At 37.1% G+C, this 24,189-nt stretch carries 23 protein-coding genes and 1 other annotated feature; of the genes, 21 read left to right on the top strand and 2 right to left on the bottom strand.

Annotation, left to right across the window (positions count from 1 at the left end):
* Window positions 1-144: 144 nt before the first annotated feature.
* From hpf to ptsP, 3 genes are all read left to right on the top strand, one after another.
* Entirely contained in the window at window positions 145-672 is a 528-nt protein-coding gene (gene hpf, locus JOS54_RS04705) for a ribosome hibernation-promoting factor, HPF/YfiA family (RefSeq protein ID WP_203244482.1), read from the top strand.
* A 130-nt stretch (window positions 673-802) separates the two neighbouring features.
* Window positions 803-1,090: an MG284/MPN403 family protein gene (locus JOS54_RS04700; RefSeq protein WP_203244481.1), complete on the top strand. Its 288-nt coding sequence runs from the start codon at window positions 803-805 to the stop codon at window positions 1,088-1,090.
* Window positions 1,091-1,138: 48 nt separating this feature from the next.
* Window positions 1,139-2,842 carry a phosphoenolpyruvate--protein phosphotransferase gene (gene ptsP, locus JOS54_RS04695; RefSeq protein ID WP_203244480.1) on the top strand — a complete coding sequence of 568 codons (1,704 nt, stop codon included), beginning with the start codon at window positions 1,139-1,141 and terminating at the stop codon, window positions 2,840-2,842.
* 366 nt (window positions 2,843-3,208) lie between these two features.
* Here ptsP and JOS54_RS04690 read toward each other — a convergent pair whose 3' ends face one another.
* Window positions 3,209-3,925, bottom strand: a complete 717-nt coding sequence (locus tag JOS54_RS04690) for a metallophosphoesterase (RefSeq protein WP_203244479.1) — start codon at window positions 3,923-3,925, stop codon at window positions 3,209-3,211.
* Between the two features lie 90 nt (window positions 3,926-4,015).
* Between JOS54_RS04690 and JOS54_RS04685 the strand changes: the two genes are divergently transcribed.
* Window positions 4,016-4,747, top strand: coding sequence for a YebC/PmpR family DNA-binding transcriptional regulator (locus JOS54_RS04685; RefSeq protein WP_203244478.1), 732 nt, complete (start codon window positions 4,016-4,018; stop codon window positions 4,745-4,747).
* Window positions 4,748-4,789: 42 nt separating this feature from the next.
* On the opposite strand, the gene JOS54_RS04680 is transcribed toward JOS54_RS04685, so the two are convergent.
* Window positions 4,790-5,899 carry a nucleotidyltransferase family protein gene (locus JOS54_RS04680; protein ID WP_203244477.1) on the bottom strand — a complete coding sequence of 370 codons (1,110 nt, stop codon included), beginning with the start codon at window positions 5,897-5,899 and terminating at the stop codon, window positions 4,790-4,792.
* A 128-nt stretch (window positions 5,900-6,027) separates the two neighbouring features.
* Between JOS54_RS04680 and JOS54_RS04675 the strand changes: the two genes are divergently transcribed.
* From JOS54_RS04675 to aspS, 17 genes are all read left to right on the top strand, one after another.
* The gene (locus JOS54_RS04675) at window positions 6,028-6,531 is read left to right on the top strand and encodes a DUF177 domain-containing protein (protein ID WP_203244476.1); all 504 of its coding nucleotides are present in this window, start codon (window positions 6,028-6,030) and stop codon (window positions 6,529-6,531) included.
* A gap of 13 nt (window positions 6,532-6,544) precedes the next feature.
* Complete coding sequence (rpmF, locus tag JOS54_RS04670; RefSeq protein WP_203244475.1) at window positions 6,545-6,721, top strand: 50S ribosomal protein L32; 177 nt, start codon at window positions 6,545-6,547, stop codon at window positions 6,719-6,721.
* Between the two features lie 169 nt (window positions 6,722-6,890).
* Complete coding sequence (gene mraZ, locus JOS54_RS04665) at window positions 6,891-7,328, top strand: division/cell wall cluster transcriptional repressor MraZ (protein WP_203244474.1); 438 nt, start codon at window positions 6,891-6,893, stop codon at window positions 7,326-7,328.
* A complete protein-coding gene (gene rsmH, locus JOS54_RS04660; protein ID WP_203244473.1) occupies window positions 7,325-8,281 on the top strand; it encodes a 16S rRNA (cytosine(1402)-N(4))-methyltransferase RsmH in 957 nt (318 codons plus the stop codon). The genes mraZ and rsmH overlap by 4 nt, the downstream gene beginning before the upstream one ends.
* Complete coding sequence (locus JOS54_RS04655) at window positions 8,265-8,585, top strand: hypothetical protein (protein WP_203244472.1); 321 nt, start codon at window positions 8,265-8,267, stop codon at window positions 8,583-8,585. The genes rsmH and JOS54_RS04655 overlap by 17 nt, the downstream gene beginning before the upstream one ends.
* Window positions 8,586-8,587: 2 nt before the next feature.
* Window positions 8,588-10,762: a penicillin-binding protein gene (locus tag JOS54_RS04650; protein WP_238928327.1), complete on the top strand. Its 2,175-nt coding sequence runs from the start codon at window positions 8,588-8,590 to the stop codon at window positions 10,760-10,762.
* 13 nt (window positions 10,763-10,775) lie between these two features.
* Window positions 10,776-11,780, top strand: coding sequence for a phospho-N-acetylmuramoyl-pentapeptide-transferase (gene mraY, locus JOS54_RS04645; RefSeq protein WP_203244471.1), 1,005 nt, complete (start codon window positions 10,776-10,778; stop codon window positions 11,778-11,780).
* 55 nt (window positions 11,781-11,835) lie between these two features.
* The gene (locus tag JOS54_RS04640; protein ID WP_203244470.1) at window positions 11,836-12,123 is read left to right on the top strand and encodes a post-transcriptional regulator; all 288 of its coding nucleotides are present in this window, start codon (window positions 11,836-11,838) and stop codon (window positions 12,121-12,123) included.
* A gap of 1 nt (window position 12,124) precedes the next feature.
* Window positions 12,125-14,416 (top strand): protein translocase subunit SecD, encoded by a 2,292-nt coding sequence (secD, locus tag JOS54_RS04635; protein WP_203244469.1) that lies wholly within the window; start codon window positions 12,125-12,127, stop codon window positions 14,414-14,416.
* A gap of 56 nt (window positions 14,417-14,472) precedes the next feature.
* Window positions 14,473-14,766 carry an HAD family phosphatase gene (locus JOS54_RS04630; RefSeq protein ID WP_203244468.1) on the top strand — a complete coding sequence of 98 codons (294 nt, stop codon included), beginning with the start codon at window positions 14,473-14,475 and terminating at the stop codon, window positions 14,764-14,766.
* Window positions 14,699-15,157: an HAD family phosphatase gene (locus JOS54_RS04625; RefSeq protein ID WP_203245781.1), complete on the top strand. Its 459-nt coding sequence runs from the start codon at window positions 14,699-14,701 to the stop codon at window positions 15,155-15,157. The genes JOS54_RS04630 and JOS54_RS04625 overlap by 68 nt, the downstream gene beginning before the upstream one ends.
* Window positions 15,123-16,415: a UDP-N-acetylmuramoyl-L-alanine--D-glutamate ligase gene (murD, locus tag JOS54_RS04620; protein ID WP_203244467.1), complete on the top strand. Its 1,293-nt coding sequence runs from the start codon at window positions 15,123-15,125 to the stop codon at window positions 16,413-16,415. Before JOS54_RS04625 ends, murD begins: the two co-directional genes overlap by 35 nt.
* Window positions 16,402-17,976 (top strand): DHH family phosphoesterase, encoded by a 1,575-nt coding sequence (locus tag JOS54_RS04615; RefSeq protein WP_203244466.1) that lies wholly within the window; start codon window positions 16,402-16,404, stop codon window positions 17,974-17,976. The genes murD and JOS54_RS04615 overlap by 14 nt, the downstream gene beginning before the upstream one ends.
* 42 nt (window positions 17,977-18,018) lie before the next feature.
* A complete protein-coding gene (locus tag JOS54_RS04610) occupies window positions 18,019-18,552 on the top strand; it encodes an adenine phosphoribosyltransferase (protein ID WP_203244465.1) in 534 nt (177 codons plus the stop codon).
* A gap of 48 nt (window positions 18,553-18,600) precedes the next feature.
* Window positions 18,601-20,805 carry a bifunctional (p)ppGpp synthetase/guanosine-3',5'-bis(diphosphate) 3'-pyrophosphohydrolase gene (locus JOS54_RS04605; RefSeq protein WP_203244464.1) on the top strand — a complete coding sequence of 735 codons (2,205 nt, stop codon included), beginning with the start codon at window positions 18,601-18,603 and terminating at the stop codon, window positions 20,803-20,805.
* Window positions 20,806-20,858: 53 nt separating this feature from the next.
* Window positions 20,859-21,060, top strand: a binding site (T-box leader).
* A gap of 36 nt (window positions 21,061-21,096) precedes the next feature.
* Window positions 21,097-22,368: a histidine--tRNA ligase gene (gene hisS, locus JOS54_RS04600; RefSeq protein ID WP_203244463.1), complete on the top strand. Its 1,272-nt coding sequence runs from the start codon at window positions 21,097-21,099 to the stop codon at window positions 22,366-22,368.
* Window positions 22,361-24,115 (top strand): aspartate--tRNA ligase, encoded by a 1,755-nt coding sequence (gene aspS / locus JOS54_RS04595; protein WP_203244462.1) that lies wholly within the window; start codon window positions 22,361-22,363, stop codon window positions 24,113-24,115. The genes hisS and aspS overlap by 8 nt, the downstream gene beginning before the upstream one ends.
* Window positions 24,116-24,189 lie beyond the last annotated feature (74 nt).

The following is a 24,189-nucleotide window of genomic DNA, read 5'->3' as shown; positions in this document are numbered from 1 at the left end:
AAAGCTTCAGTGTGAGATTAGGGAAGATAGTTTAAGGTTCATTTACCTTCATGAAAAGTATCTCTTGGTTGATGACACTCACGAAATGAAAATGCTAAAATAAAGGTAGAAAAGGGAAGAACCTTTTTCTATAGGAGGTATCATATGCGTTTTGAAATTGTTGGTAAGAATGTGGAAATCACAAAGGCTATGCGTAGCCAAATTGAAGACAAGCTAACCGGCTTAGAAAAGTATCTCTTAGTGGAGGATGATACAATAGCTCGTGTTGTGGCTCGTGTGTATCCAAAATCACAAAAGGTGGAAATTACCATTCCAACCAAGATTGGCACGGTTCGTGCTGAAGTTGTTCAAGAGGATTTCTACGCGGCTCTTGATTTGGCGATTGACAAGCTGGAGGATCAAATTCGTCGCCAAAAAACGCGTCTTTCGAAGCGCCATCGTGAACATTTAGCGAAAGCTTTCATTGATGAAAGCGCAAAAGCAGAGGAGAAAGAAGTTCCGGTTCGTACAAAAATTATTCAAGCGGATAAGATGTCCCTTGATGAAGCCATTCTTCAAATGGAATTATTGGGACATAGTTTCTATGTCTATACGGATGAGGAAACGAATAAAAAAGCCATTGTTTATCAACGTGATTTAGGTGGTTACGGTTTACTTGAGGTACAAGAATAAAAGGCACTAGTTGCCTTTTTTTAGTGGTAAAATTCAATTTAAATTGGTGTAACAATAGTTTATATAGAGGATTTATGATTTTAAGGGAATTTCACGTAGATTGGTAATACGTGGTTGAAAGGAATATAAGATGTGTATCCAGTGTTACCAAGATCAGCAAAGAATTCTGATGTACGTCGGTCAAGCTTACCAATGTTGTAAAAAGAAATTTCAACGAAGTGCATACGATGAACAATTTTTGAACTTGATCGAAAAGGCACTGATGACCTGTTCAACAGAAACAAATTGGATTATTCGTTATGATTATTTAGAAAAGAAGAAAAACAATTGGTACATGGAATATTTTGCTAAATCTTCTTATTATCGTTTAAAAAAAGTAGCGATTGTCGAATTCTTAAATTGCCTAGAACTCTCTTGAATGATAAAATTAGTAAAGCTTTTCCAAGGGGAATATAGGAGGACAAGTATGAAAGGTATTGCAGCATCGCAAGGTATTGCTATTGCGAAGGTTTATAAGCTAGAACAACCGGTTGTGGAAATTGGTGCAGAAGTAAAATCAGTGAATGAAGAAATGGCTATTTTAGATAAAGCCATGGCAAAGACTATTTCAGATATTGAAGCGATTAAGGAAGTAGCTTCTAAGAGCTTAAAGGCAGAAGAATTAGAAATCTTCGATGCTCATTTAATGATGGCAAATGATCCGGAATATCGCTCCTCCATTGAAAGTTCTATTCAAAATGATGGGGTTAGTGCCGCTAGTGCCGCTAAGAGTGTATCGGATAGGATGGTTGGCATGTTTGAAAGCATGGATGATGAATATATGAAAGCTCGTGCAACGGACATTAAGGATGTTTCATTCCGCCTTTTATGCAATATTTTAGGTAAAGAGATTCCAAATCTTGTGACTTTAAAGGAACCGGTTGTGATTGTAGCGAAAGATTTAACACCATCGGATACAGGTTCTTTAAATAAAGAATACGCAAAGGGTTTTGTGACTGAAATGGGTGGTCGTACTTCTCATTCGGCTATTATGGCTCGTTCTTTAGAGATTCCGGCTATTGTTGGTTGTGGTGATTTACTAAGCCAAGTTAAGAATGGTGATGAAATTATTTTAGATGCGATTGCAGGAGAAATCATTTTAAATCCAAGTTCTGAGCAAGTTGTATCTTATCAAGAAAAATGGCTGGATTTCCAAAAAGAAAAAGAGGAATTAAGGAGCTTAAAGGATAAAGATTCCATGACCTTGGATGGTCATAAAGTGGATTTAGTCGGTAACATCGGATCACCGGCAGATGTACAAGCTGTTTTGGATAACGGTGGTGAGGGTGTTGGTTTATTTCGTACTGAATTTTTATATATGAAGAGTGAGGAAGATTTCCCTAGTGAAGAGGTTCAATTTTCTGCTTATAAGCAAGTGTTAGAAGCGATGGAAGGTCGTCAAGTAGTTATTCGTACTTTGGATATTGGTGGCGATAAGAAATTAAAGTACTACCAATTTGAAGAAGAAATGAATCCCTTCTTAGGAGTTCGTGCGGTGCGTTTCTGCTTAATGAGAAAAGATGTTTTTCGTACTCAATTGCGAGCCCTATTAAAAGCTTCTGCTTATGGTAAGTTAGCGATTATGTTTCCAATGATTGCGACTGTGAATGAATTCCGTGAGGCTAAGGGATTGTATGATGAAGTTCGTGCTGAATTAGAAAAAGAAGGCGTGAAGATGGCTAAAGTTCAAGTTGGTATTATGATTGAAATTCCGGCAGCTGCGGTTAATGCAGACCAATTAGCGAAAGAAGCGGATTTCTTCTCTATTGGTACAAATGATTTAATCCAATACACCATGGCAGCTGACCGTATGAGTCAAAATGTTTCTTATCTATATCAACCATTCAATCCATCCGTTCTCCGTTTAATTAAGATGGCGATTGATGGCGCTCATTCACAGGGTAAATGGTGTGGTATGTGTGGTGAAATGGCTGGTGATGCTCAAGCTTCTCCTATTTTATTGGGACTAGGATTGGATGAATTCTCTATGTCAGCAGTTTCTATTTTGCCAGCGCGTAAGGTAATCAATTCTTTGAGTTATGAAGAGATGAAGAAACTAGCGGATGAATGTGTTCAATTGGCAACAGCAGAAGAAGTGAAAGCTCATATCGAAGAAGTATTAGGAAAATAAAAAAGAGGCTAAGACTTTAGTTGTGCAAGAATCTTTGCATAGAAGAAGTCTGCCTCTTTTCTTGTTGTTCTCTTTAGAGGGTTGAGCACGCAAAGCATGGGAAATAATAAACCATGATGTTTGGTGGTATAGGTGCTATTAGAAAAGCTTTAATAAGGTAAAAAATACCCCATAAGATGATTGATTATGTAGAGATAGATAAGTTTGCATACACTATTACCACTCAGCAAATGTGTATATCTAATTCAGGAATCATTGATTTAGGTAATGGCAATAAAAGAAGGAAAAGCTTGTAGTGAAGAGGTGTTTGAATAGATAAGCAAAGAAAAGGTACAATATCATCAATACTGTATAAAAAGCCATTCATCATGGCTTAACTTGTTTGGATGGTACTGAAAATTCTTGTTGATCATCTAATCTTAAACAAAGAAGACAACGACCAAAGACACAACCGCCATCAATATGAAAGACATCGTGGTCGGTATGAATGATATGGTTTTCATATTGTTTCCCATAAATGAAAGTTGGAACATGACCGACGATTAAAGTGCTATTAGAAAGAGAATTGGCAGTTAAATCCTCTTCACACCAAACCAATGTGTTTTCTTTAAGTGAAGGAATTAAATGGTAATCTTTTATTTCTTTTCCTAAACCAGCGTGCACAAGGGAGTATGGATGATTTTGTACTTTTAGGTTTTGATAAGGATTTAAACTTTCTAAGTAACATTTAATGTCATAGCATTCGGGATTAGATAAAGATAAAAATTGATCAATGGTCGAGGCACCACCATTGGCTTCCATCCACAAACGAAGTTCATAACAAGCCGGTTCTTTTTGACGATTGTTTTTTAAATCAATTAAGTAATCTGCATAATCTCTTAACCAAACATCATGATTACCTAAAATGACAGTCATATTTGACTGAGCCATAATAAATTGTAATAAAGGAATAGATTTAGGACCACGATCACAAATATCACCGTTGATGTACAGATGGTCATATTGATTGAAATGAATTTTATCTAACATTTCTAAAAATTCATCATAACAGCCGTGCAAATCACTCATAACATAGGTAGACATATTTCTATTCTAACACAAGCCATTTATCTATACAGAACGAAGGCTTTTTGATATAATGGCGTCGTTTACGAAAAGAAAGAAGGTATATCGATGGGAAGAGCACATGAAGTACGAGCTGCTTCGATGGCAAAAACAGCTGCCATGAAATCAAAATTATATTCGCGTTTCGGAAAGGAAATCTTTATTGCGGCGAAGTCTGGTGTTCCTGATCCTGAAATGAACTTAAATTTAAAACGAAAGATTGCGGAAGCTAAGAGCAATCAGGTTCCTGCCGATGTTATTAAGCGTGCCATTGAAAAGGCAAAAGGTGGCGATGCAGACAATTATTCAGCAGCTCGCTATGAAGGCTTTGGTCCTGCTGGAGCAACGGTTATTGTGGATTGCTTAACGGATAACACCAATCGCTCAATTACAGATGTTAAAACCTGTTTTAACAAGTGTAAAGGATTTAAGATGGTTAATGCCGGTAGTGCTTCTTATACTTATGAAAGTGTGGGATTATTTGTATTCCCATTTGAAGATGAAGAAGCCATGTTGGATGCCATGATGGAAGGCGATGTGGATGTTTTAGATATGAATGTTGAAGATGGCGTGATGACGGTTAAAACTTCTTTTACTGATTTTGGCAAGGCGCATGAAGTTTTTGAAGAAAAGTTTCCAAATTTAACATTTGAAACTTGCGAAGCCACTTGGTTGCCAAGTGAATATGTGACATTAACTGAACAGGAAGACATTGATGCCTATCACAAGTTAATGGATATGTTGAATGAAGTGGATGATGTGGATAAAGTCTACTCAAATGTTTTAATTCAATCAAAATAACAAAAGAAGGACCTAGGGCAATATGTATCGACCCCCAAAAGTCTACTGATTGGAGGTCACCTCAATAAATATAGGTCCTTTTACTTCGCGTTCGATGAGCTCTTGTTCGTGATGAACAAGGGCATAGCTGTAGGTGGTTCTTAATTCTATTTGACGAAGCTTTTCATCTAGCTTAGAGAATTTCACAATAGCGGGGAGCTTTTTATTTTCTTTTAACCATTTTCGCCCAATCGTATTGAAACCAAGAATACGAAATTGATGAAGTGGTTTTAGGGATTGAACATCTTCTTTTTTAATATGATTTAGGATTTGTAGACAAGTTCTTTGAATACGAGCTTGGGTGTAACGATAATTCACTGCCATATTGATGAATTTTTCAAAGTTTTCACATTCCTTAGCACAGTTGATTAAATGTTTCTCAATGCCTTCTTGGACTAGGAAAAAGGATTGTAACTCTTTTCTTGTGCTAGATAGAAGTTGGAAGCGAAGGAAAGGGTAATACTCGTTCCAATGATGAAATTGTTTGCCTTGAAAGGATAGCGGTGTTGCTTTGGAAACATCTTGTTTATGTCTTAAAGCATAACGGATGCCTTGGGCAGAGGCTAATTCTTTATTTTTCAAGCTATGATACGCTTCTCCTTGGCGTTGAATTAAATAAGGCTGGATGGAGGAGTTCTCTAAGGCTTTTAAGTAACTAACCGCTAGAATGTCATTTGGTAACATGGCTCCAGTTAATAAAGAATAAGCTTTTGGAAAGGAACTACCATCCCGCATTGCTTCGTGTAAATAATCGGGATTGACGGGAGTTTGGGCAATTTCTTTTAGATTTTCCAGATTACCACATTCACTACCAAAACAAACATAGTCCACTTGTGCTAACTGAAGGATTTTAATCGCAGCTTTGGCGAATTGAGAAGCACTTTGACTAGCATAAATATAAGGTAATTCAATGACCACATCCACACCTTGTTTCAAAACGTCTTCGGTCCTAGTCCATTTATCTAAGAGGGCCGGCTCTCCTCGTTGGACAAAATTACCAGATATCACAACAATGATAGCGTCTACTTGAAGCTCTTTTTTTATCTTTTGAATTTGGTAAAGATGACCAAAGTGAAAGGGATTGTATTCCACAACAATACCACAGGTTTTCATCTATTTTCTCCTTCTACCATGCTAGAATAGCAGGAAACTAGAACTTTAAGCAATGTATCTGTGGGTTTGATTGACTTTAGGCTTCCCTTTGGTATAATAATTAGGCGTTATTAGGTAAGGAGAACGAAGTGAAGTGGACGAAGGCGCAGTTATTGCAAAATGACAACTTACATTTGGATCAAGATTTACAGTTTTCACAAGCTGATTTGGAACAAATGCCGGAGATTTTAGCGCTTGAGAATGTTCATCTAGTCGCCCATGGTTATCTGAATGAAGAAGAAACAGAAGTTTTAGTTCATTTAGACTTGGAAGGTGATATGGTACTTCCCGATTCCATTACGAACAAACCTCTTCGCTTACCATTTCAAACGGAAAGCGATGAAGTGTATAGCTTCGTTCCAAGTGAAGAAGATGGTGTTCGCCTAGTTGAAAATGGTGTTGTGGATTTGCATAAAGCAATCTTAGATGTCATTCAATTAGAAGTTCCTCTACAAGTAACACAAGCAGCCGATGATGAGTATCCCGAAGGGGATGGCTGGAAGGTCTATAGTGAAGCTGCCTATCAACAAAGTCAGGCTAAGGAAATGGATTCTCGTTTGGCAAAGTTGAAAGAATTTAAAGAACAAGATTAGGAGGTGCAATAAGATGGCTGTTCAACAAAGAAGAAATTCAAAAACACGCAAGAACAAGAGAAGAACGCACTACAAATTAGCCGCTGCCACATTCGTGAAGTGCCCTAATTGTGGCGCTTACAAGCTTCCTCACCACGCATGCCCAAGCTGTGGTAGCACAGGTAAAGAAAGTTCTGCAGTAAATGCTTAAGACTGATCCTTTTGGAAAAGTCTTTTTATTTTTTAAAGAAGAAGAGAAGTTCTTTTCTTCTTTTTTTGTGTCTTATTAGAAGCTGTTTTCAACGATAAAACACTTGAAAAAGGATAATTTTTTGATAAAATGTGGTAGAAAGTGGTAAGAAGTGGGAAGGAGTTATGAAATGAGAATGTTTACAGGTGAATATCGCCATAACTTAGATGCTAAAAACCGTTTGATGATTCCTGCTAAATACCGTGACCAATTAACCCTCAAGATTTATGTGACCGAATGGCTGGATGGATGTTTAGCCGCCTTTGCACAAGAAGAATGGGAAACTTTGGTGCAAAAGCTCAACAGCTTACCAATAACCAATGCTAAGGCAAGAGCCTTTGTTCGTCGTATCACCGGAAAGGCGGATGAATGTGCTTTAGATAAACAAGGTCGTATTCTTCTTCCTCAATTCCAATTAAGTGATGAAGGGTTTGAAAAGGCTTGTGTGGTAGTTGGTGCTTCCAATCACTTTGAAATATGGCCGGAAAAGAAATACGACGAGTATAGCAAAATCGGTGGTGACAACTTTGAAAACTTTGCGGAAGACTTAACGGAGATGCTTCTATGAGTGAACACATTTCGGTTTTGTTAGAAGAAAGTATGGAAGCCTTAAATCTCCATCCGGATGGTATTTATGTGGATGCAACTTTAGGTCGAGCCGGGCATAGTACAGAGATTTTAAAGCAATTAAGCACCGGTCATTTATATGCTTTTGATAAAGATGAACAAGCTATTGAAGAGTGCTCTTTAAAACTTAAAGATTACGAAAAGAAAGTAACTTTAATTCATGCAGATTTTTCTCGAATGGTTGAAAAGCTTCATGAGTTAGGAGTTGAAAAAGTCGATGGTATTCTTTTTGACCTTGGTGTTAGTTCACCACAGTTTGATCAAGGTGAAAGAGGCTTTAGCTATCGATTTGAGGCACGCTTGGATATGCGCATGGATCAAAAGCAGGATTTGGATGCTTATCAAGTGGTCAACAATTATAGTGCTAAAGAGTTAACCGATATTTTCTTCAAGTATTCAGAAGAACGCTATGCACCTAAGATTGCTAGTAAGATTTGTGAAGTTCGTGCAATCCAACCAATTGAAACCACTTTTGAACTAGTAGACATCATTAAATCTTGTCTACCGGCAAAGGAGTTAAGAAAAAAGAAACATCCAGCAAAACAGGTGTTCCAAGCCATTCGTATGGAAGTTAATGATGAATTAGGATCGCTGGAACAAGCTTTAAATCAAGCTTGTTCATTATTGGAGGAAGGTGGTCGCTTGGCGGTCATTAGTTTCCACTCGATTGAGGATCGCATGGTCAAACATATTTTAAAGAAACATTGTGAAGTTGAACAACCGGACACAAGACTTCCAATTAAATCCAGGGATATAAAGCAAGCTGACTTTCGATTGGTGCATAAGAAACCAATCCTAGCAAAAGAAACAGAGCTAGAAATCAATCGTCGATCGCATAGTGCGAAGTTAAGAGTAATAGAGAGAAGGATAAAGGAATATGGCACGTCTTGTTAAGAAAACAAAAAAAGTGAAAAGAAATTTAGATGGTATTTATATGATGACATTTATTTTAGCGTTTATACTATATTTGGTATCATCTTTGTTCATTAGCAATTTGAATAACTCTTTAGCAACTCAAGTGCAAAAAGTGAAATCAGAAACAGCGACATTAGAGTTACAAAACAACGCTATTGCGGTTGAAACACAAAAGTTATTGGTTTCTGATCGCATTAATAAAATTGCAAATAAAAAAGGTTTAACTCGTAATCAAGCTAATATCACAACCGTTCAAACTCCTGATACCAAAATGGGTGAGTAAGTATGGCAAAAAAGAGAGTGATAGCAGAAAGTGGAAAAATATTAGTGGTTTCATCACTGGTTTTTTTCCTTTTGATCTATTCTGTCTTTCAGGTAAGCATTGGGAAATACCATATGCGTTCAAAGACGGATTTAAAACCATATATTGATAAAGCAAATGTAGTCACAAAAACTGAACAAGCTCTTCGGGGTGTGATTTATGATCGCAATGGTAATGTCTTAGCCCAAGATAATCGTACCTACGATATTATTTGTGTTTTGAAGGAGCGCTTAACCGGTGATAAAAAGCCGGCATATGTCAAAGATAAAGAACATACGGCTGAGGTTTTAAGCTCTATCTTAGGTATTTCAAAAGAAGAGCTTCGCAAAAAATTCAATCAAAAAATCTACCAAACTGAATTGGGTGTAAAAGGTCGTAATTTAAGCAAGGCAACAAAGGAAAAAATTGATGAAGCCAAGCTTCCCGGTATTGAATTCCGAGATTCTATTAAGCGTGTTTATCCAAATGGACAGTTTGCTACGAATTTGATTGGATATGCGGTTAGTGATACCAAAGGGAATACCGTTGGTAAGATGGGATTAGAAATGTATTTAAATAACTATCTCACAGGGGAAAATGGATCGATTGTTGAACAAAGAGATAAAAATGGCTATGTATTACCAGGTATGAAACAAGAAACCAAAGCGGCAGTGAATGGCAATAACGTGACTTTAACCTTGGATTCCGGTATTCAAAATACCCTCGAGGAGTCTATGAAACAAACTATGAAGAATATGAAAGCGGAAGCAGTTTGGGGCGCGGCGATGGAAATTGATACCGGTCGTGTGGTGGCTTGGGGTCAATCCAATTCTTTTAATCCAAATACACTTGAAAACATCAAGGAATACTCAAACTTTGGTATGCAAATGCCATATGAACCGGGTTCAACAATGAAATCGTTCACCTGGGCGGCGGCTATGAATGAAAGTAAGTATAATGGTGAAAAGAAAGCGGAGGGAAATAAATGGTGTTTTACATCCGATAATAAAAATAACCCTGTTCGTTCAAGTGAAAGCAATAGCTATGGTTGTATCTACAACGCTCGTCGTCGTCAATGGAATAGTCAAAGCTTAGATTCCGGTTTAATTCATTCTTTAAATACGATTGCGGCAACGATTTTAACCGAATACATCAATCCAACCATTTATTTGGAATATTTGAAGAAATTTCATTTCTTTCAAAATGTGGATACCGATGGTATTCCGGAAACCGCCACAAGTCTAAATTATAATTATCCGGGAGATAAGGTTGCTTTATCCTTTGGACAGGGTTCAACGGTAACACTGATTCAATTGTTGCAGGCTTATACGGCTTTAACCGGTAATGGAGAATTGGTAAAACCATATTTTGTGGAATCAATTAAGGATGCTTACGATTCTTCCAAGGTGATTTATCAAGCCAAGAAAACGGTTGTTGGTAAACCTATTAAAGCCGAAACAGCCAAGCAAATTCAAAAAGTAATGACACAGGTTGTTCATAATAAAACCGGTTCAGCGAAGTATTACCAAATTCCAAATGTGAAATTGATGGGTAAGACCGGAACAACCCAAGTAGCGGAAAAGGGTAGTTATGATACAGGAAAGACAATTTCTTCTTTCATGTGTGCGATGCCGGCTGAAAATCCAAAGGTTTTGGTGTATTATGCGTTTAAAGGACCGGATAATCTAAGTGCTCATGTCGATGTTGAGCCACAAAAGGCTTTCTTAAGAAAGGTTGCGATGACCTATGGTTTTAGTGATAAAACGGTAAAATCAAGTGAACAAAAAGATAAAGGAACACAACTGATTCAATCCACGATGCCAAATGTTGTGAATCATAGTTTGCCTTATGCTAAGCAACAATTGAAATCAAGCAAAGTCAATTTATTGGTTCTCGGAGAAGGACAATCGGTTATTAGTCAATATCCACTTGCGACACATCGTGTATTATCAAATGAAAAAGTATTTTTAGTGATGGATAAGAATCAATTTAATCTACCGGATTTGCGTGGTTGGTCGCGTAAAGAAATTGAATCATTACGAGATGTGACGGGATTAAATTTTGTCGTAAAGGGAAATGGTGTTGTCTTGAAACAGTCCGTTCCAGCTAACTCTGTGGTGCATAAAAATGATAAGATAGAAATTCAGCTAGGAACATAAGGGGAAAAAGAGAATGAAGAAAAAATATATAGAAATTGGTATTTATCTCTTAGGATGCATTATTGTTGCGCTTGGAATGCCGACTACATCAGCGATGGCTTTCTATTTAAGTAGTGCTTTAGTGTTGGTGATTATGCCTAAATTCATCCAATATTTAAAGAAAGTATCTATCCAACAAACCGAATCAGAATATGCTTTAGAAAAGAAAAGCGGAACACCTATTATGGCAGGACTATTGTTCTCCCTTGTGACAATGGTAACGACTATTATCTTTGCGCCAAATAAAGGCGATTTAACACTATGGATGTTAGTGCTAGGGCTTGTTGGCTTTGGAATGATTGGATTTGTGGATGATATGACGGTTGTTTTGAAACGAAATAACGCCGGTTTAAAAGCGAGAACTCGTTTATTGATTGAAGCCATTCTAGCTATTGTGATGACATTTCTTCTTTATCAAATGAAAGGCTTGGATTATTTAAAAGGAGCTTCTATTTTCCAATGCCTCGGCTTTCTTATCATTATCCTATTGATGTTTATGGGATCAACTAATGCGGTCAATTTAACCGATGGTATGGATGGTTTAGCCGGTGGGGTGAGTTTGATTGCTTTTATGGCTTATTTTATCTACGCTATTCAGAAACAATTACCAGTCATCGCTATCTTTTGTGCGGCTATGGGAGGTAGTTTATTTGGTTATTTATTCTTTAATCATAAACCGGCGAAGGTTTTTATGGGCGATACAGGCTCTTTAGCTTTGGGTGGTTCTTTAGCAACGATTGCCTTGATTACGCACACTGAATTAGCTTTGATATTAATTGCCGGTATTCCTGTTCTTGAAGCCATGAGTGTTATCATTCAAATTAGTGCAGTAAAATTATTTCATCATCGTGTTTTCCCTTATACACCAATTCATTATAGCTTTAAAATCTGGGGATTGAAGGAAGTTCAAGTTGTTTATTTATTCTGGTTATTGGAATTTTTCTTTGCGATGATTGGCTTATGGCTATTAATTCATTAAAAAGCTCTACAATAGAGCTCTTTTTTTTGTTATAATTGTCGAACTGGGAGGAAGAATGAACAAAGAAGTCTTCGATGTAAATCATCCATCGGTTCAATTAGCGATGGTTTTAAAATTAGAACAGATGAAAAGGACACAAGTTCCGACTCTTAGTTATAGTGACTTAGAAGACTATTTAACTTTGTTTATCTGGAAAAATGGAATAAGCGATAGCTTAACCGAGGCGGTGGATACGATTTGGAAGATTGAAGCGAAAGATATTATTCGTTTTTTATCGGTCCAAGCCATCCGTGAGGGGGCTAAGATGCCAATAACCGATTTTTCAGAAATGATTGGAGGATAAGATGCCAAAAAAGAAAAATAAAAGAGGAAGTCTAGGGGTATTCGGTTTAATCGTTGCTCTTTTGATTGTATTGGCTTCCACAACCTATAAGACCATTATTCGTCATATTAACCTTGGTCTTGATTTGCAAGGGGGATTTGAAATCCTTTACCAGATTGAGCCGCTTCAAAAAGGGAAAGCGGTGGACATGCCGTCGGTCATCAATAGTATCAGTAAGCGTGTGAATGTCTTAGGGGTAAACGAACCACAAATTAGTGTGGAAGGGAATAATCGTGTGCGTGTCCAATTGGCTGGTGCCAAGGATTTAGATACGGCTCGTAAGTTAATTGGAACTACCGCTAAGTTAACCTTCCGTGATGTGAATGATAAAGAGTTAGCCGATTCTTCCATCCTGCAAGAAGGTGGTGCTTCTTTAGCTTACCAAAATGGTGAACCGGTAGTTTCTTTTAAAGTAGCTAATAATGCGAAATTCCAAGCCATTACTAGAGAAATCTCCAGAAAAACCAAAGGTGAAAATGTTATGGTTATCTGGTTAGACTATAAGGAAGGTGATTCTTATAAAGCGGAAGCACAAAAACAAGCGCAAGGAAAAGAACCAAAATACGTTTCTGCGGCTTCGGTTAACCAAGCCTTATCAGGTGATTCCATTATTCAAGGTAATTTTACGGAAGAAAGTGCTCGTACCTTAGCGAACTTAATCAACTCCGGTTCTTTACCAGTGAAGTTAAATGAAATTTCTTCCAATGTTGTTTCGGCGGCTTATGGGCAAGACGCTCTTAGTAAGACTGCTTTTGCGGGTATGATTGGCGTTGGTATTGTGATGCTATTTATGATTTTCATGTATCGTTTACCGGGTATCATCGCTTCTATTATGTTGATATCTTATATTTGGGCTGTTTTTGGTATTTATGCCTTAATGGGTGCTACCTTTACTCTATCGGGTATTGGTGCCTTGGTATTGGGAATTGGCATGACAGTTGATGCGAATATTGTCAATTATGAACGTATTCGTCAAGAAATGTATGCTGGTAAATCGATTCGAACTGCTGTTAAAGAAGGGCAAAAGCTATCTTTTGCGGCTGTCTTTGATGCCCAATTCACAACCTTAATTGCGGCTTTAATTATGTATATTTGGGGTTCTGGTACGGTCAAAGGCTTTGCGACAATGTTGATGATTACTGTCTTTATGACATTGGTCTTAAATGTTGGTTTATCTAAGATTTTATTAGATCTTGTTGTGAAGTCTGGTGTTTGTGATAATCATCCAACTTGGTTTGCAGTAAAACCAAACCAAATTCCAGATGTTTCAAATGGTGAAAAACAGTTCTACACAGGAACACATCATGTGGATTATGTTGGTAAAGCGAAATATCTAATTCGTACAGCAATTGTAGTGATAGCACTTTTCTTAGGTCTGGGTATTTTTAATCAAGTCAAAGGCAATGGTTTCTTTAACTTAGGAATTGATTTTAGCTCTGGTACAAAATTAACCGTTGCTTCTAATAAGAACATTACAACAATGGAGGTTCAAAAGGAATTTGAAAAGTTGGGCTTAAAGGGCTATTCTTTCCAGGCGTCTGGAGATAAGACGGTTTATGCGACAACCAAGCAAGCTATCTCAACGGAACAACTAACCCAAGTGAAGAAAGATTTAAAGAAGGTTTATGGACAAGAACCCGGTGATAATATTGTTACACCGGTGGTTGGTCGTGACTTAGTTCATAATGCCTTTATCTTAACGATTGTGGCTTGGATTGCGATGATGTCTTATGTGACCATCCGTTATGAATGGGATTATGCCTTATCCTGTTTGCTGGCTTTGGTGCATGATGTCTTAATTGTGTTAGCCGTCTTTGGCATATTAAGGTTAGAAGTGAATATTGAGTTGATTTCAGTCTTATTGACGATTATTGGTTATTCGATTAATAACTCCATTATTGTCTTCGACCGTATTCGTGAACAAATGAGACTTCATAAGAATAAAGCAAGTGTTGACTATAAGATGGTTGTCAATGATGCCATTGATGCGACGATTAAAGAAGCCCTTAATTCTTCCTTTACAACGATTGTTCCAGTTATTATTTTATTAGCTTTTGGAAGTCGAGCTATCTTCACATTCATCTTTGCGATGCTAGTGGGACTAATGGCCGGTACTTTCTCATCTATTTTCATCTCACCAATTTTATGGAACTACATTCGTACACACCATAAACCAAAGGAAAAGAATAAGAAAAAGAAAGAAAGTCGAAAAGAACACTTGGATGAATACACTATTCCAGGTATCAATGCTTAAGAATAATTAGAAGCCGTAAAATCGAATGATCTTACGGCTTCTTTGCTGGGGGAGATATGGAAATAAAGGCACTATTGTTCGATTGTGATGGTTTGATGTTTGAAACTGAAAGCATTGCGAATAGGATTTGGCAAGAAGCAAGGAGTATTTATCATAAAGAATTACCCAATGATTTTTTTCGACATATCACTGGTTCCGGTGGAAAAGAAATAGCGGATTATCTGCATCAACTTCATTTTGACGATATTGAGATTTTCGTTAAAAAAAGACATTTTGATTTAGATTTTTGGTCGTATTCAAAAGGACTGTTTAAATCGCAAAGGATTAATTCCTTTATTTCAATACCTTGAAAAAGAAAAGTATAAGCTTGCGATTTGTTCGTCCTCCCATTCGGAGTATGTGCAAACTTTAGTAAATACTGTTTCTTACCCTTTGCAGTTTGAAACAATTATTGGCAGAGATATGGTTAAATATGCTAAACCAAATCCAGATATATTCTTGTTAGGGGCAAAAGTATTAGATGTAAATCCAAAAGAGTGTCTTGTTTCAGAAGATTCAAAAGCGGGTATCTTAGCCGCAAAAAAAGCAGGTATGCATTCTATCTTCATAGAGGATACAATAAAAGTGGATAATGACTTCAAGGAAGCGATTGATTTTAAACTTGATAGTTTATTAGATGTAGTGGATTTATTAGAGGAGAATAAGCATGTTGGAACAATGGAAAACTTTATGCAAAGATAAAAAAATAGCGATCTGGGGTTTAGGTCAAGAAGGAGAATCATCGTATTATTTTTTGCACCATTTATTACCGGAAATGGAACTCACTTTAATTGATCAAAAAGGTTCACCGGCTTTTCAAAAGAACTATGAAAAAGCTACTTTAAAGACCATTGAAGAAGTGAACTTACAAGATTTTGATTGCATCTTAAAAGCACCAGGTATCGTTTTAAAACCTGATCAAGAATTAGAAACCATTAGCTCGCAAACGGAATTATTTCTAAGAATGTATCGTGAACAAGTTATTGGTATTACTGGTACTAAGGGTAAAAGTACCACTAGCTCTTTAGTCTATGCGCTTTTAAAACAAGAGAAAAAAGTGGTTTTAGTTGGCAATATCGGTAAACCATGTTTCGAGGAAATCGAAGCTATGGAACAAGGTGCCTTGGCGGTTTTTGAATTATCTTGTCATCAAATGGAATATACACGTGTATCTCCTCATATTGCTGTGTTTTTAAATCTTTATGAAGAACATTTGGATCATTATGGCAGCTTTGCAAAATATGGTTTAGCGAAATCCCATATCTATGCTTACCAACAAGACAATGATTTAGCGATTGTTCATCCTGATTTACCGGATTTTTTACCAAAGCTTCAGAAAGCTTGGTATCTTCAAAAAGATGTTTATGCGAAAGATGGGTATTTCATCAATCCGGTTGCTAAAATGACTATGCCCAAGACAAAATTAATTGGTCATCATAATGAACAAAATATGGCGATAGCAGTGGCGATTGCTATGGAATTAGGGATGCATCGAAAAGCTATTGAACAAGGTCTAAAAGAATTTGAACCTTTGGAACATCGTTTGGAATACATAGGTGAATATAAAGGCATTCATTATGTGAATGATTCTATTTCCACCATTGGTCAATCTTGTATTCAAGCTATTGAAAGCCTTCCCTTGGTACAAACCATTTTAATTGGTGGTATGGATCGTGGCATTGATTATCAGGTATTGGAGAATTACATTCAAACCCATCCAATGTACTACTATATTTTCATGTATGCGACAGGAAAAAGAATTCTTTCGGAATTAGGAAAGAAAGAAAAGAATTTCTATGCAGTAGAAACGTTGAAAGAAGCTGTTTCACTAGCGAAAAAGATTACGAATCAAGGAAGAATGATTTTATTATCGCCAGCCGCTTCTTCTTACGATGCTTTTAAAAACTTTGAAGACCGTGGTCATCAATTTAAGGAAATGGTGAAAAATGATGTGGAATAAACAAAAGATAGAATATAATCCTTATCCCGTAGAAAACTTAGTGGGTAAGCTATTAAGCATGGTGACAGAAGATGAAACCAAAATTCAAGAAGTTTTATCAGCGCCTAGAGAAATTGTATATTCCAAAGCTGATTGTGTTTTAAAGTGTGTTGAGCGTTTAAAAATGGCGAAAGAGAAACAAGAGAAAGTCTTAATTGCCGGCGATTATGATTGTGATGGTGTTTGTTCAACCGGTATCATGAAATATAGCTTGGATCAATATGGGATTAAAAATGGTTATTATATTCCGGGCCGCGTCAAAGAGGGCTATGGCTTACAAGTGCATACGGTTGAGCTGGCGAAAGAAAAAGGTTATTCTTTGATTTTGACAGTGGATAATGGTGTAAAAGCCTTTCCCGCTTTGGAAAAAGCGAAAGAGCTAGGTATTGAGGTAATTGTGACCGACCATCACCAAATTGAAGAACCGGTTCCGGTGGATATTCTTGTGCATCCAACTTTTATGGAAAAAGAGTATCGTTATTTTTCAGGAGCAGGAGTGGCTTTAGAAATTTCTTATTATCTAATTGGTGAAGTCAAAGAAATGATTGCCTTAGCCGGGGTTGCTGCCTTGGGGGATGTGATGCCTCCCTTTGCACAAACACGAACTTTAATTCAAAAAGCAGTTCAATATTTGCAAGAAGGTTGTGTTCCCGCTTTGCAAAAATTAGTTTCTAAGGGTAGTCAAATCGATGTTCAAACACTTCAATTTACTATTATTCCTAAGTTAAATAGTTTAGGAAGAATGAGCCATTTAGCGAATGTGAACCAATTAGTCAAGTACTTATTAACCAAGAATGAAGAAGCCCAAAACAAAATGGCCAAGCAGATTGATCAAATCAATCAAGAAAGAAAAAAAGCTTCCCAACTGAAAGCAAAAGAATTGGAAAATAAAGTGCAGGGGAAAGCGATTGAAGTTCTTTATGATCCAGATTTGTTAGAAGGGATTTGTGGGCAAATTGCAGGTCGAATAACAAACCAAATTAAACGTCCTTGTTTGGTGTTAACGAAAACCGATGGTGATATTATCAAGGGAAGTGGTCGTTCTGTTCCGGGTGTGAATTTATTTGAAGCTTTAAAAGACTTTGCGTTTTTTGAAAGCTTTGGTGGTCATGAACAGGCTTGTGGTTTAAGTGTTTCAGAAGAAAATTTTTCAGCTTTTCAAACCTATGTCGCCAATCTTCAGCTTGAAAGTCAAGAAGATAAGGGCAAAGATGTATTGGTCTTGGAACCGGAGGATTTAAGCTTTAAGGCAGTGCAAGCTTTAATGAATTTAGAACCTTATCCAAGTGAATGGAAAGAGCCATTGATTTGTATTGAAAAACCGGATTTTATTGAATTTAAAGCCTATTCTTCTATGCAAAAATACAGTTTTAAAGTAAATGGAGAAAAAGTAGAAGCTATTCTTTATGCTAATAAAGGCATTCAAGCCAATTTACAAGCTTCCCACTTTATTGGCACCCTTTCCATTAATTCTTTTCGGAATCAAGAGAAAATCCAAATGGTTATCGAAGATTTATGGTGACAATGATATAATACAATTGCATTTTTAAAAAAGGAGATTATTATGGCACTCAATTTAGTAGACTATATCGCCTCTATTCCGGATTTTCCAAGCAAGGGAATCTTGTTTAGAGACGTTACGCCATTGATTCAAAATGGAGAAGCGTTTCAAGAAGTAACCAATCAATTAGAAAGCTATGCTAGAAAAGTCAAAGCGGATGTCATCGTCGGACCAGAAAGCCGTGGTTTCATTTTTGGTTGTCCTTTAGCTGTACAAATGGGTATTGGTTTTATTCCCGTACGCAAACCGGGAAAATTACCTCGCGAAACTATTTCTAAAGGCTATACTTTGGAATATGGTACTAACGAAGTGTTTATGCATAAAGATGCCATTCAATCTGGACAACGTGTTTTAATCGTGGATGACTTATTGGCAACAGGCGGTACTGCAAAGGCAACTTGTGAAATGGTTGAAGAACTAGGTGGTACGGTTGCTGGTTGTGCTTTTATCATTGAGTTATATGGTAATGGCATGGAAGGAAGAGAAGTGTTAAAAGATTACGATGTCTTTAGTATGGTGGAATTAAGCGATCAATAAAGCAAAGCAGCGATAGTTCGCTGCTTTCTTGGAATGAAAGGAGGAGAGATGAAACAATTCATGAATAATCCCGGTGTATCGGATGTTTTAGAAGAAGCTAAATCCTACATTCATCAAGAAGAATCTCTCTCCTTGATTGAAAAGGCGGCTAATTACGCCATTGAAAAACACGCTGGTCAATTTCGTAAAAGTGGGGAACCTTATTTTATTCATTTAGCGAATGTGGCGTATATCTTGGCTACCTTACGAGTGGATCCACAGACGATTAGCGCCGGTTTTTTGCATGATGTCATTGAGGATTGTGGTGTTTCAAAAAGTGTGTTAGCTGAAGATTTTGGTGAAGAAGTCGCTTCCTTGGTGGAATCTGTCACAAAGATTGGCACTTTAGAATACAAGGGGAAAGATGACCCTGAATATCAAGCGGCGAACCATCGTAAAATTTTTATTGCGATGGCCAAAGATATACGTGTCATTTTAATTAAGCTTTGCGATCGTCTGCATAATATGCGCACACTTCAATTTCAAACTGAAGCAAGCCAAAAAAGAATTGCATCAGAGACGTTGGATGTGTACACGCCTATTGCTCATCGCTTGGGTATTTCGACCATTAAGAATGAACTAGAAGATTTAAGCTTTTATTATTTAAACCGTGACGAATATTACCGTATTGCACATTTAGTGGAAGCTAAGAAAACCGAACGTGATCATAATGTGAATGTGATGATTCAAAATATTTCAAAGATTTTAAAAGAAAATCATTTGGAATTCCGTATTTTCGGGCGTTCAAAGCATTTGTATTCCATTTATCGAAAGATGAAAAAAAAGAATAAGCGCTTTGATGAAATCTTAGATTTGCTAGCAATCCGCATTGTAACAAAAACAGAATTGAATTGTTATGAAGTCTTAGGGTATATTCATGCAACTTATAAGCCGATTCCCGGTCGTTTAAAGGATTATATTGCGGTTCCGAAACCAAATATGTATCAATCTTTGCATACAACAATAATTGGTGATTCGGGCAAGATTTTTGAGGTGCAAATCCGTACAGAAGAAATGGATGCCATAGCGGAAAAAGGTATTGCGGCTCATTGGCGTTATAAAGAAGGAACGAAATACGACAAACACACCGCCAATAAAGAAATTGAAGCCAAGCTATCATGGTTTAAAGATTTTGCGATTTATTCAGAAGAAAATTCCAGTCCTTCCGAATACATGGAAACTTTACAAAAGGATATATTTGAAGCTAATGTTTATGTGATGACACCAAAAGGAAGAGTCATTGATTTACCAAGTGGGGCAACTCCTTTAGACTTTGCGTATCGGATTCATACCGATGTTGGTCATACAACCGTTGGTGCGATTGTGAATGATGCTATGGTTCCTTTAAACACGACCCTTCATACTGGAGATGTGGTCAATATTCGCACTCAAAAAGGAACAGGACCATCAGAAGACTGGTTAAATGTTGTTAAGACCAATCAAGCTAAGAATAAGATTAAAGCTTATTTCCAAAAGAAAGAATCACAATTAAAAGAAGATCGTGTTCCAGATGGTGAACGTTTATTGAGCGAAGAATTGAGAAAACGTGGTTTTGATGCGAAAGAATACATGGATAAAGCAAAAATCATGGATGTTTGTAACTCAATGCAGGCACAAGCTTCAAATTATACAGAGTTGATGTATGGGATTGCGACCAGAAATATTAGTGTTAGCTCAGTGGCTGAGCGTTTAACAAACCAAAAGTCCAGGGTGGCAGAAGATATGAACTTATCTCGTTCCTTAAATAAAGCGGCGGTTAAGAAAGTATCAAAGTCCGGTTTAGTGGTGCCGGGTATTGATTCGATTAAAATGTCTTTAGCGCATTGTTGTTTACCGGTGTACAATGATGAAATCGTTGGTAATATCACCAAGACGGAAGGGGTGAAGGTGCATCGAACCATTTGTCCAAACGCAAAGCACAAAGGAGCTCATTTAATTGATGTCTATTGGGGGGATAGAGAAGTTGATCAAACTTACCAAACTGATTTGTTGGTCATCGCCAGTGATCGTAACTTTTTACTAACGGATATCGTAACCGTTGTTTCACAATGTCGATTAAATTTAGAAGCTATCAATGCGACGACTAATCATGAAACCTTAACCGCTCGCTTCACAATGTCGGTTCGTGTAAAAAATTTGGAGCAGTTAGAGAATTTAATGGCAAATATTCGTAAAATTGATTCCATTCTATCGGTGGAAAGAGCGATTTATTAAGACCTGTGCTATAAAGCAGGTTTTTCTTTTGAAAAATAGTGTATAATGACGAAGACAATTCAAAGAAAGAGAAAAGAACAAGGAAACCAATTTAGCGACAATGGTTTGGTGTAAGCATTGATGGTTGAATTGTTTGGGACACTCGGGAGAAGATTTTCTGAAAAGAGTAGGAAAGTACGTGATACTGCGTTAAGGTTAAAGAGCATGGACTTAAGTTCATGAATTAAGGTGGTACCGCGCATCAGCGTCCTTTTCTAAGGACGTTTTTATTGATTAAGAAAGGATGAAGTTATGAGTTATCAAACACCAAGAGGAACTTACGATATTTTGCCAAAAGAGATGAATCAGTGGCACTATGTGGAAGAAGTAATCCGCCAAACAACAAAAAAATACCGTTATAAAGAAATTCGTACACCATATTTTGAAGAAACGAGGGTTTTCAAACGAGAAAATGATTCTTCCGATATGGTCAATAAAGAAATGTATACTTTTGCGACGGGAGATGAATCGTATACCCTAAGACCAGAAGGAACAGCAGGGGTGATTCGTGCTTTTGATCAACATAAATTATATGGTTTTATGGAATTACCGGCTCGTTTGTATTATTTAGGAGCGATGTTCCGCCATGAACGCCCACAAAAAGGAAGACAACGTCAATTCACTCAATTTGGGGTTGAAAATATTGGTGCTAAATCTCCTGAATTAGATGCTGAAACAATCGCTTTAGGCTATGACATTGTGAAACAAATGGGTATTTCTTCCATTAAGGTCTTAATTAATACTTTAGGGGATGATGAGTCAAGAGCGAATTATCGTCTAGCTTTAAAGGAACACTTTAAACCACATTTAGAAAATTTATGTACCGATTGTCATCGTCGTTATGAACAAAATCCATTACGTATCTTGGATTGTAAGATGGATCATAATCAAGAATGTTTGCACAATGCGCCTCGTCTAATGGAGTATTTAAATGAAGAATCAAGGGACTATTTCAATCGTGTTTTAGCCGCCTTGGCCGCTTTGGGTATTCCTTATGAAGTGGATGATCGCTTGGTGCGTGGTTTGGATTATTACACACATACGGTGTTTGAAGTGGTTTCAACCCGTGAAGATAGTGGTGCCCAAGCAACGATTTTTGCGGGTGGTCGTTATGATCACTTTGTGGAATATTATGGTGGACCAGATATGTCGGGTATTGGCTTTGCGATTGGAATGGAAAGATTAATCTCTTTAGCAAGTGATGAAGGTCATGATTTTGGCGAAGATAATACTTGTGATGCTTATGTGATCGGTTTAGGAGATGTTAGTTTAGAAGTCTTAAAGCTGGCGCAAGAGTTAAGGCAGAATGGTTTTCATACAGAAGCGAACTTACTACCAAGATCTTTAAAATCACAATTTAAGTCTGCCGATCGTAATCATGCCAAGTATGTCATTATTCTTGGTGAGGATGAGGTTAAGAATCATAAGGTGAATGTTAAGCGAACAAGCGATAAGACCCAGGTAACGATTGAACGTCAAGAATTAGTTAAAAAATTAGAAAGCTGGGATAAAGAAAATGCTTAGAAATCGGGAAAATGGAAGTTTAAGAAAAGAAGATATTGGAAAAAGTGTTCAATTGGTTGGCTGGGTTCACACAAGAAGAAATTTCGGATCGATGGTGTTTGTGGATTTAAGAGATTGCTCAGGCTTGGTTCAACTGGTCATTCAAGAAGAAGATATTCCGGAAGTAAAGGATATTCGTAGCGAATATGTTTTACAAGTAGAAGGAAAAGTAGCCCTTCGTAAAGATTCGAATCCAAAGCTTGAAACGGGAGATATTGAGGTTCTTGTTTCTAAGATGTGTGTTTTAAATACCGCCAAGACGACACCATTTCCAATTAAAGATGATTGTGATTCTTTAGAAGAAACCCGTCTTCAATATCGCTATTTGGATTTAAAAAGACCAATCTTACAAAAGAATTTAATGTTAAGAGCAAAAGTGAAATCTGTTGCAAGAAGGGTATTGGAAGAAGAGGGATTTTTAGAAGTCGATACACCGACATTAGCTCGTTCAACCCCGGAAGGGGCACGTGACTACCTAGTGCCATCCCGTATTTATCCAGGAAAGTTTTGGGCTTTACCACAATCACCCCAGATTTATAAGCAATTATGTATGATTGCTGGATTGGATAAATACTATCAAATTGCTCGTTGTTACCGAGATGAAGACTTAAGAGCAGACCGCCAACCTGAATTTAACCAAATTGATATTGAAATGAGTTTTGCGGATGAAGAAGACATCTTTGCGGTGGTTGAAAAGTTGATGAAGACCATTTGGCAAGAAACCAAAGGAATCGACCTAAAGACACCATTTAAAAGAATTTCTTATTTTGATAGCTTAAATCGTTTTGGTTGTGATAAACCGGATTTACGTTTTGGAAATGAAATTCAAAATGTAAAAGACATCTTTTCTAAATCGGACTTTGTCGGTTTCCAAGAAGGATTAAGTGTTAAAGGAGTGATTGGGGCCTTATACTTTGAAAACGTAGCCGATAAGTATTCTCGTAAGACACTCGATCAACTTCAAGAATTTGTAAGACATGGCTTTGGAGTTAAAGCTCTAGCTTATTTGAAAAAAGAAAACAATGCTTATACAGGTTCGATTCGTAAAGTAATTAGCGAGGAAGAATTAAAATCTTTAGATGAAAGGCTTCAAGTTCAAAACAATGGTTTGATATTCATTATTTCAGGTATAAAAAATCATAGCTTAAGTGCTTTGGGGGCTTTACGTGTTCGTCTTGGTAAAGAATTGAATTTGGTTCCGAAAGGAGAAAATGACCATTTTGTTTGGATAACCGATTTCCCAATGTTTGAATACTCGGAAGAGGAACAACGTTGGGTAGCGACGCATCATCCTTTCACCGCTATTCGTGAACAAGATATTCCTTATATGACGTCTAATCCAGAGCGTGTATTATCTCGAGCTTATGACTTAGTTCTTAATGGTTATGAATTATTATCAGGCTCAATTCGTATTCATGATCAAGCCTTGCAAGCTAAGGTGTTTGAAGCCATTGGCTTAACTTTAGAACAAGCGAAAGAAAAGTTTGGTTTCTTTTTAGAAGCTTTCCAATATGGTGCCCCACCTCATGGTGGTGTGGGGATTGGCTTAGAGCGTTTGGTCATGTGTTTAGCTGGTACGGATAATATTCGTGATGTGGTGGCTTTTCCAACAACGAATTCTTCTATGGATTTGATGTCACAAAGTCCTAATGTAGTGGATACTAAGCAATTGGATATTCTTGGTATTGCTGTTAAAGAAGAAAAATAAATTTTTTAAGCACTTTCAGGTGCTTTTTTTATTGACAAAGGGAATTACTGTATCATATAGTTAATACAGATAGT

The sequence above is a fragment of the Bulleidia sp. zg-1006 genome, assembly GCF_016812035.1.
Taxonomy (GTDB): domain Bacteria; phylum Bacillota_I; class Bacilli_A; order Erysipelotrichales; family Erysipelotrichaceae; genus Bulleidia.
The sequence above is the reverse complement of the archived record's forward strand: the minus strand, read 5'-3'. Positions and strand labels throughout refer to the sequence as shown.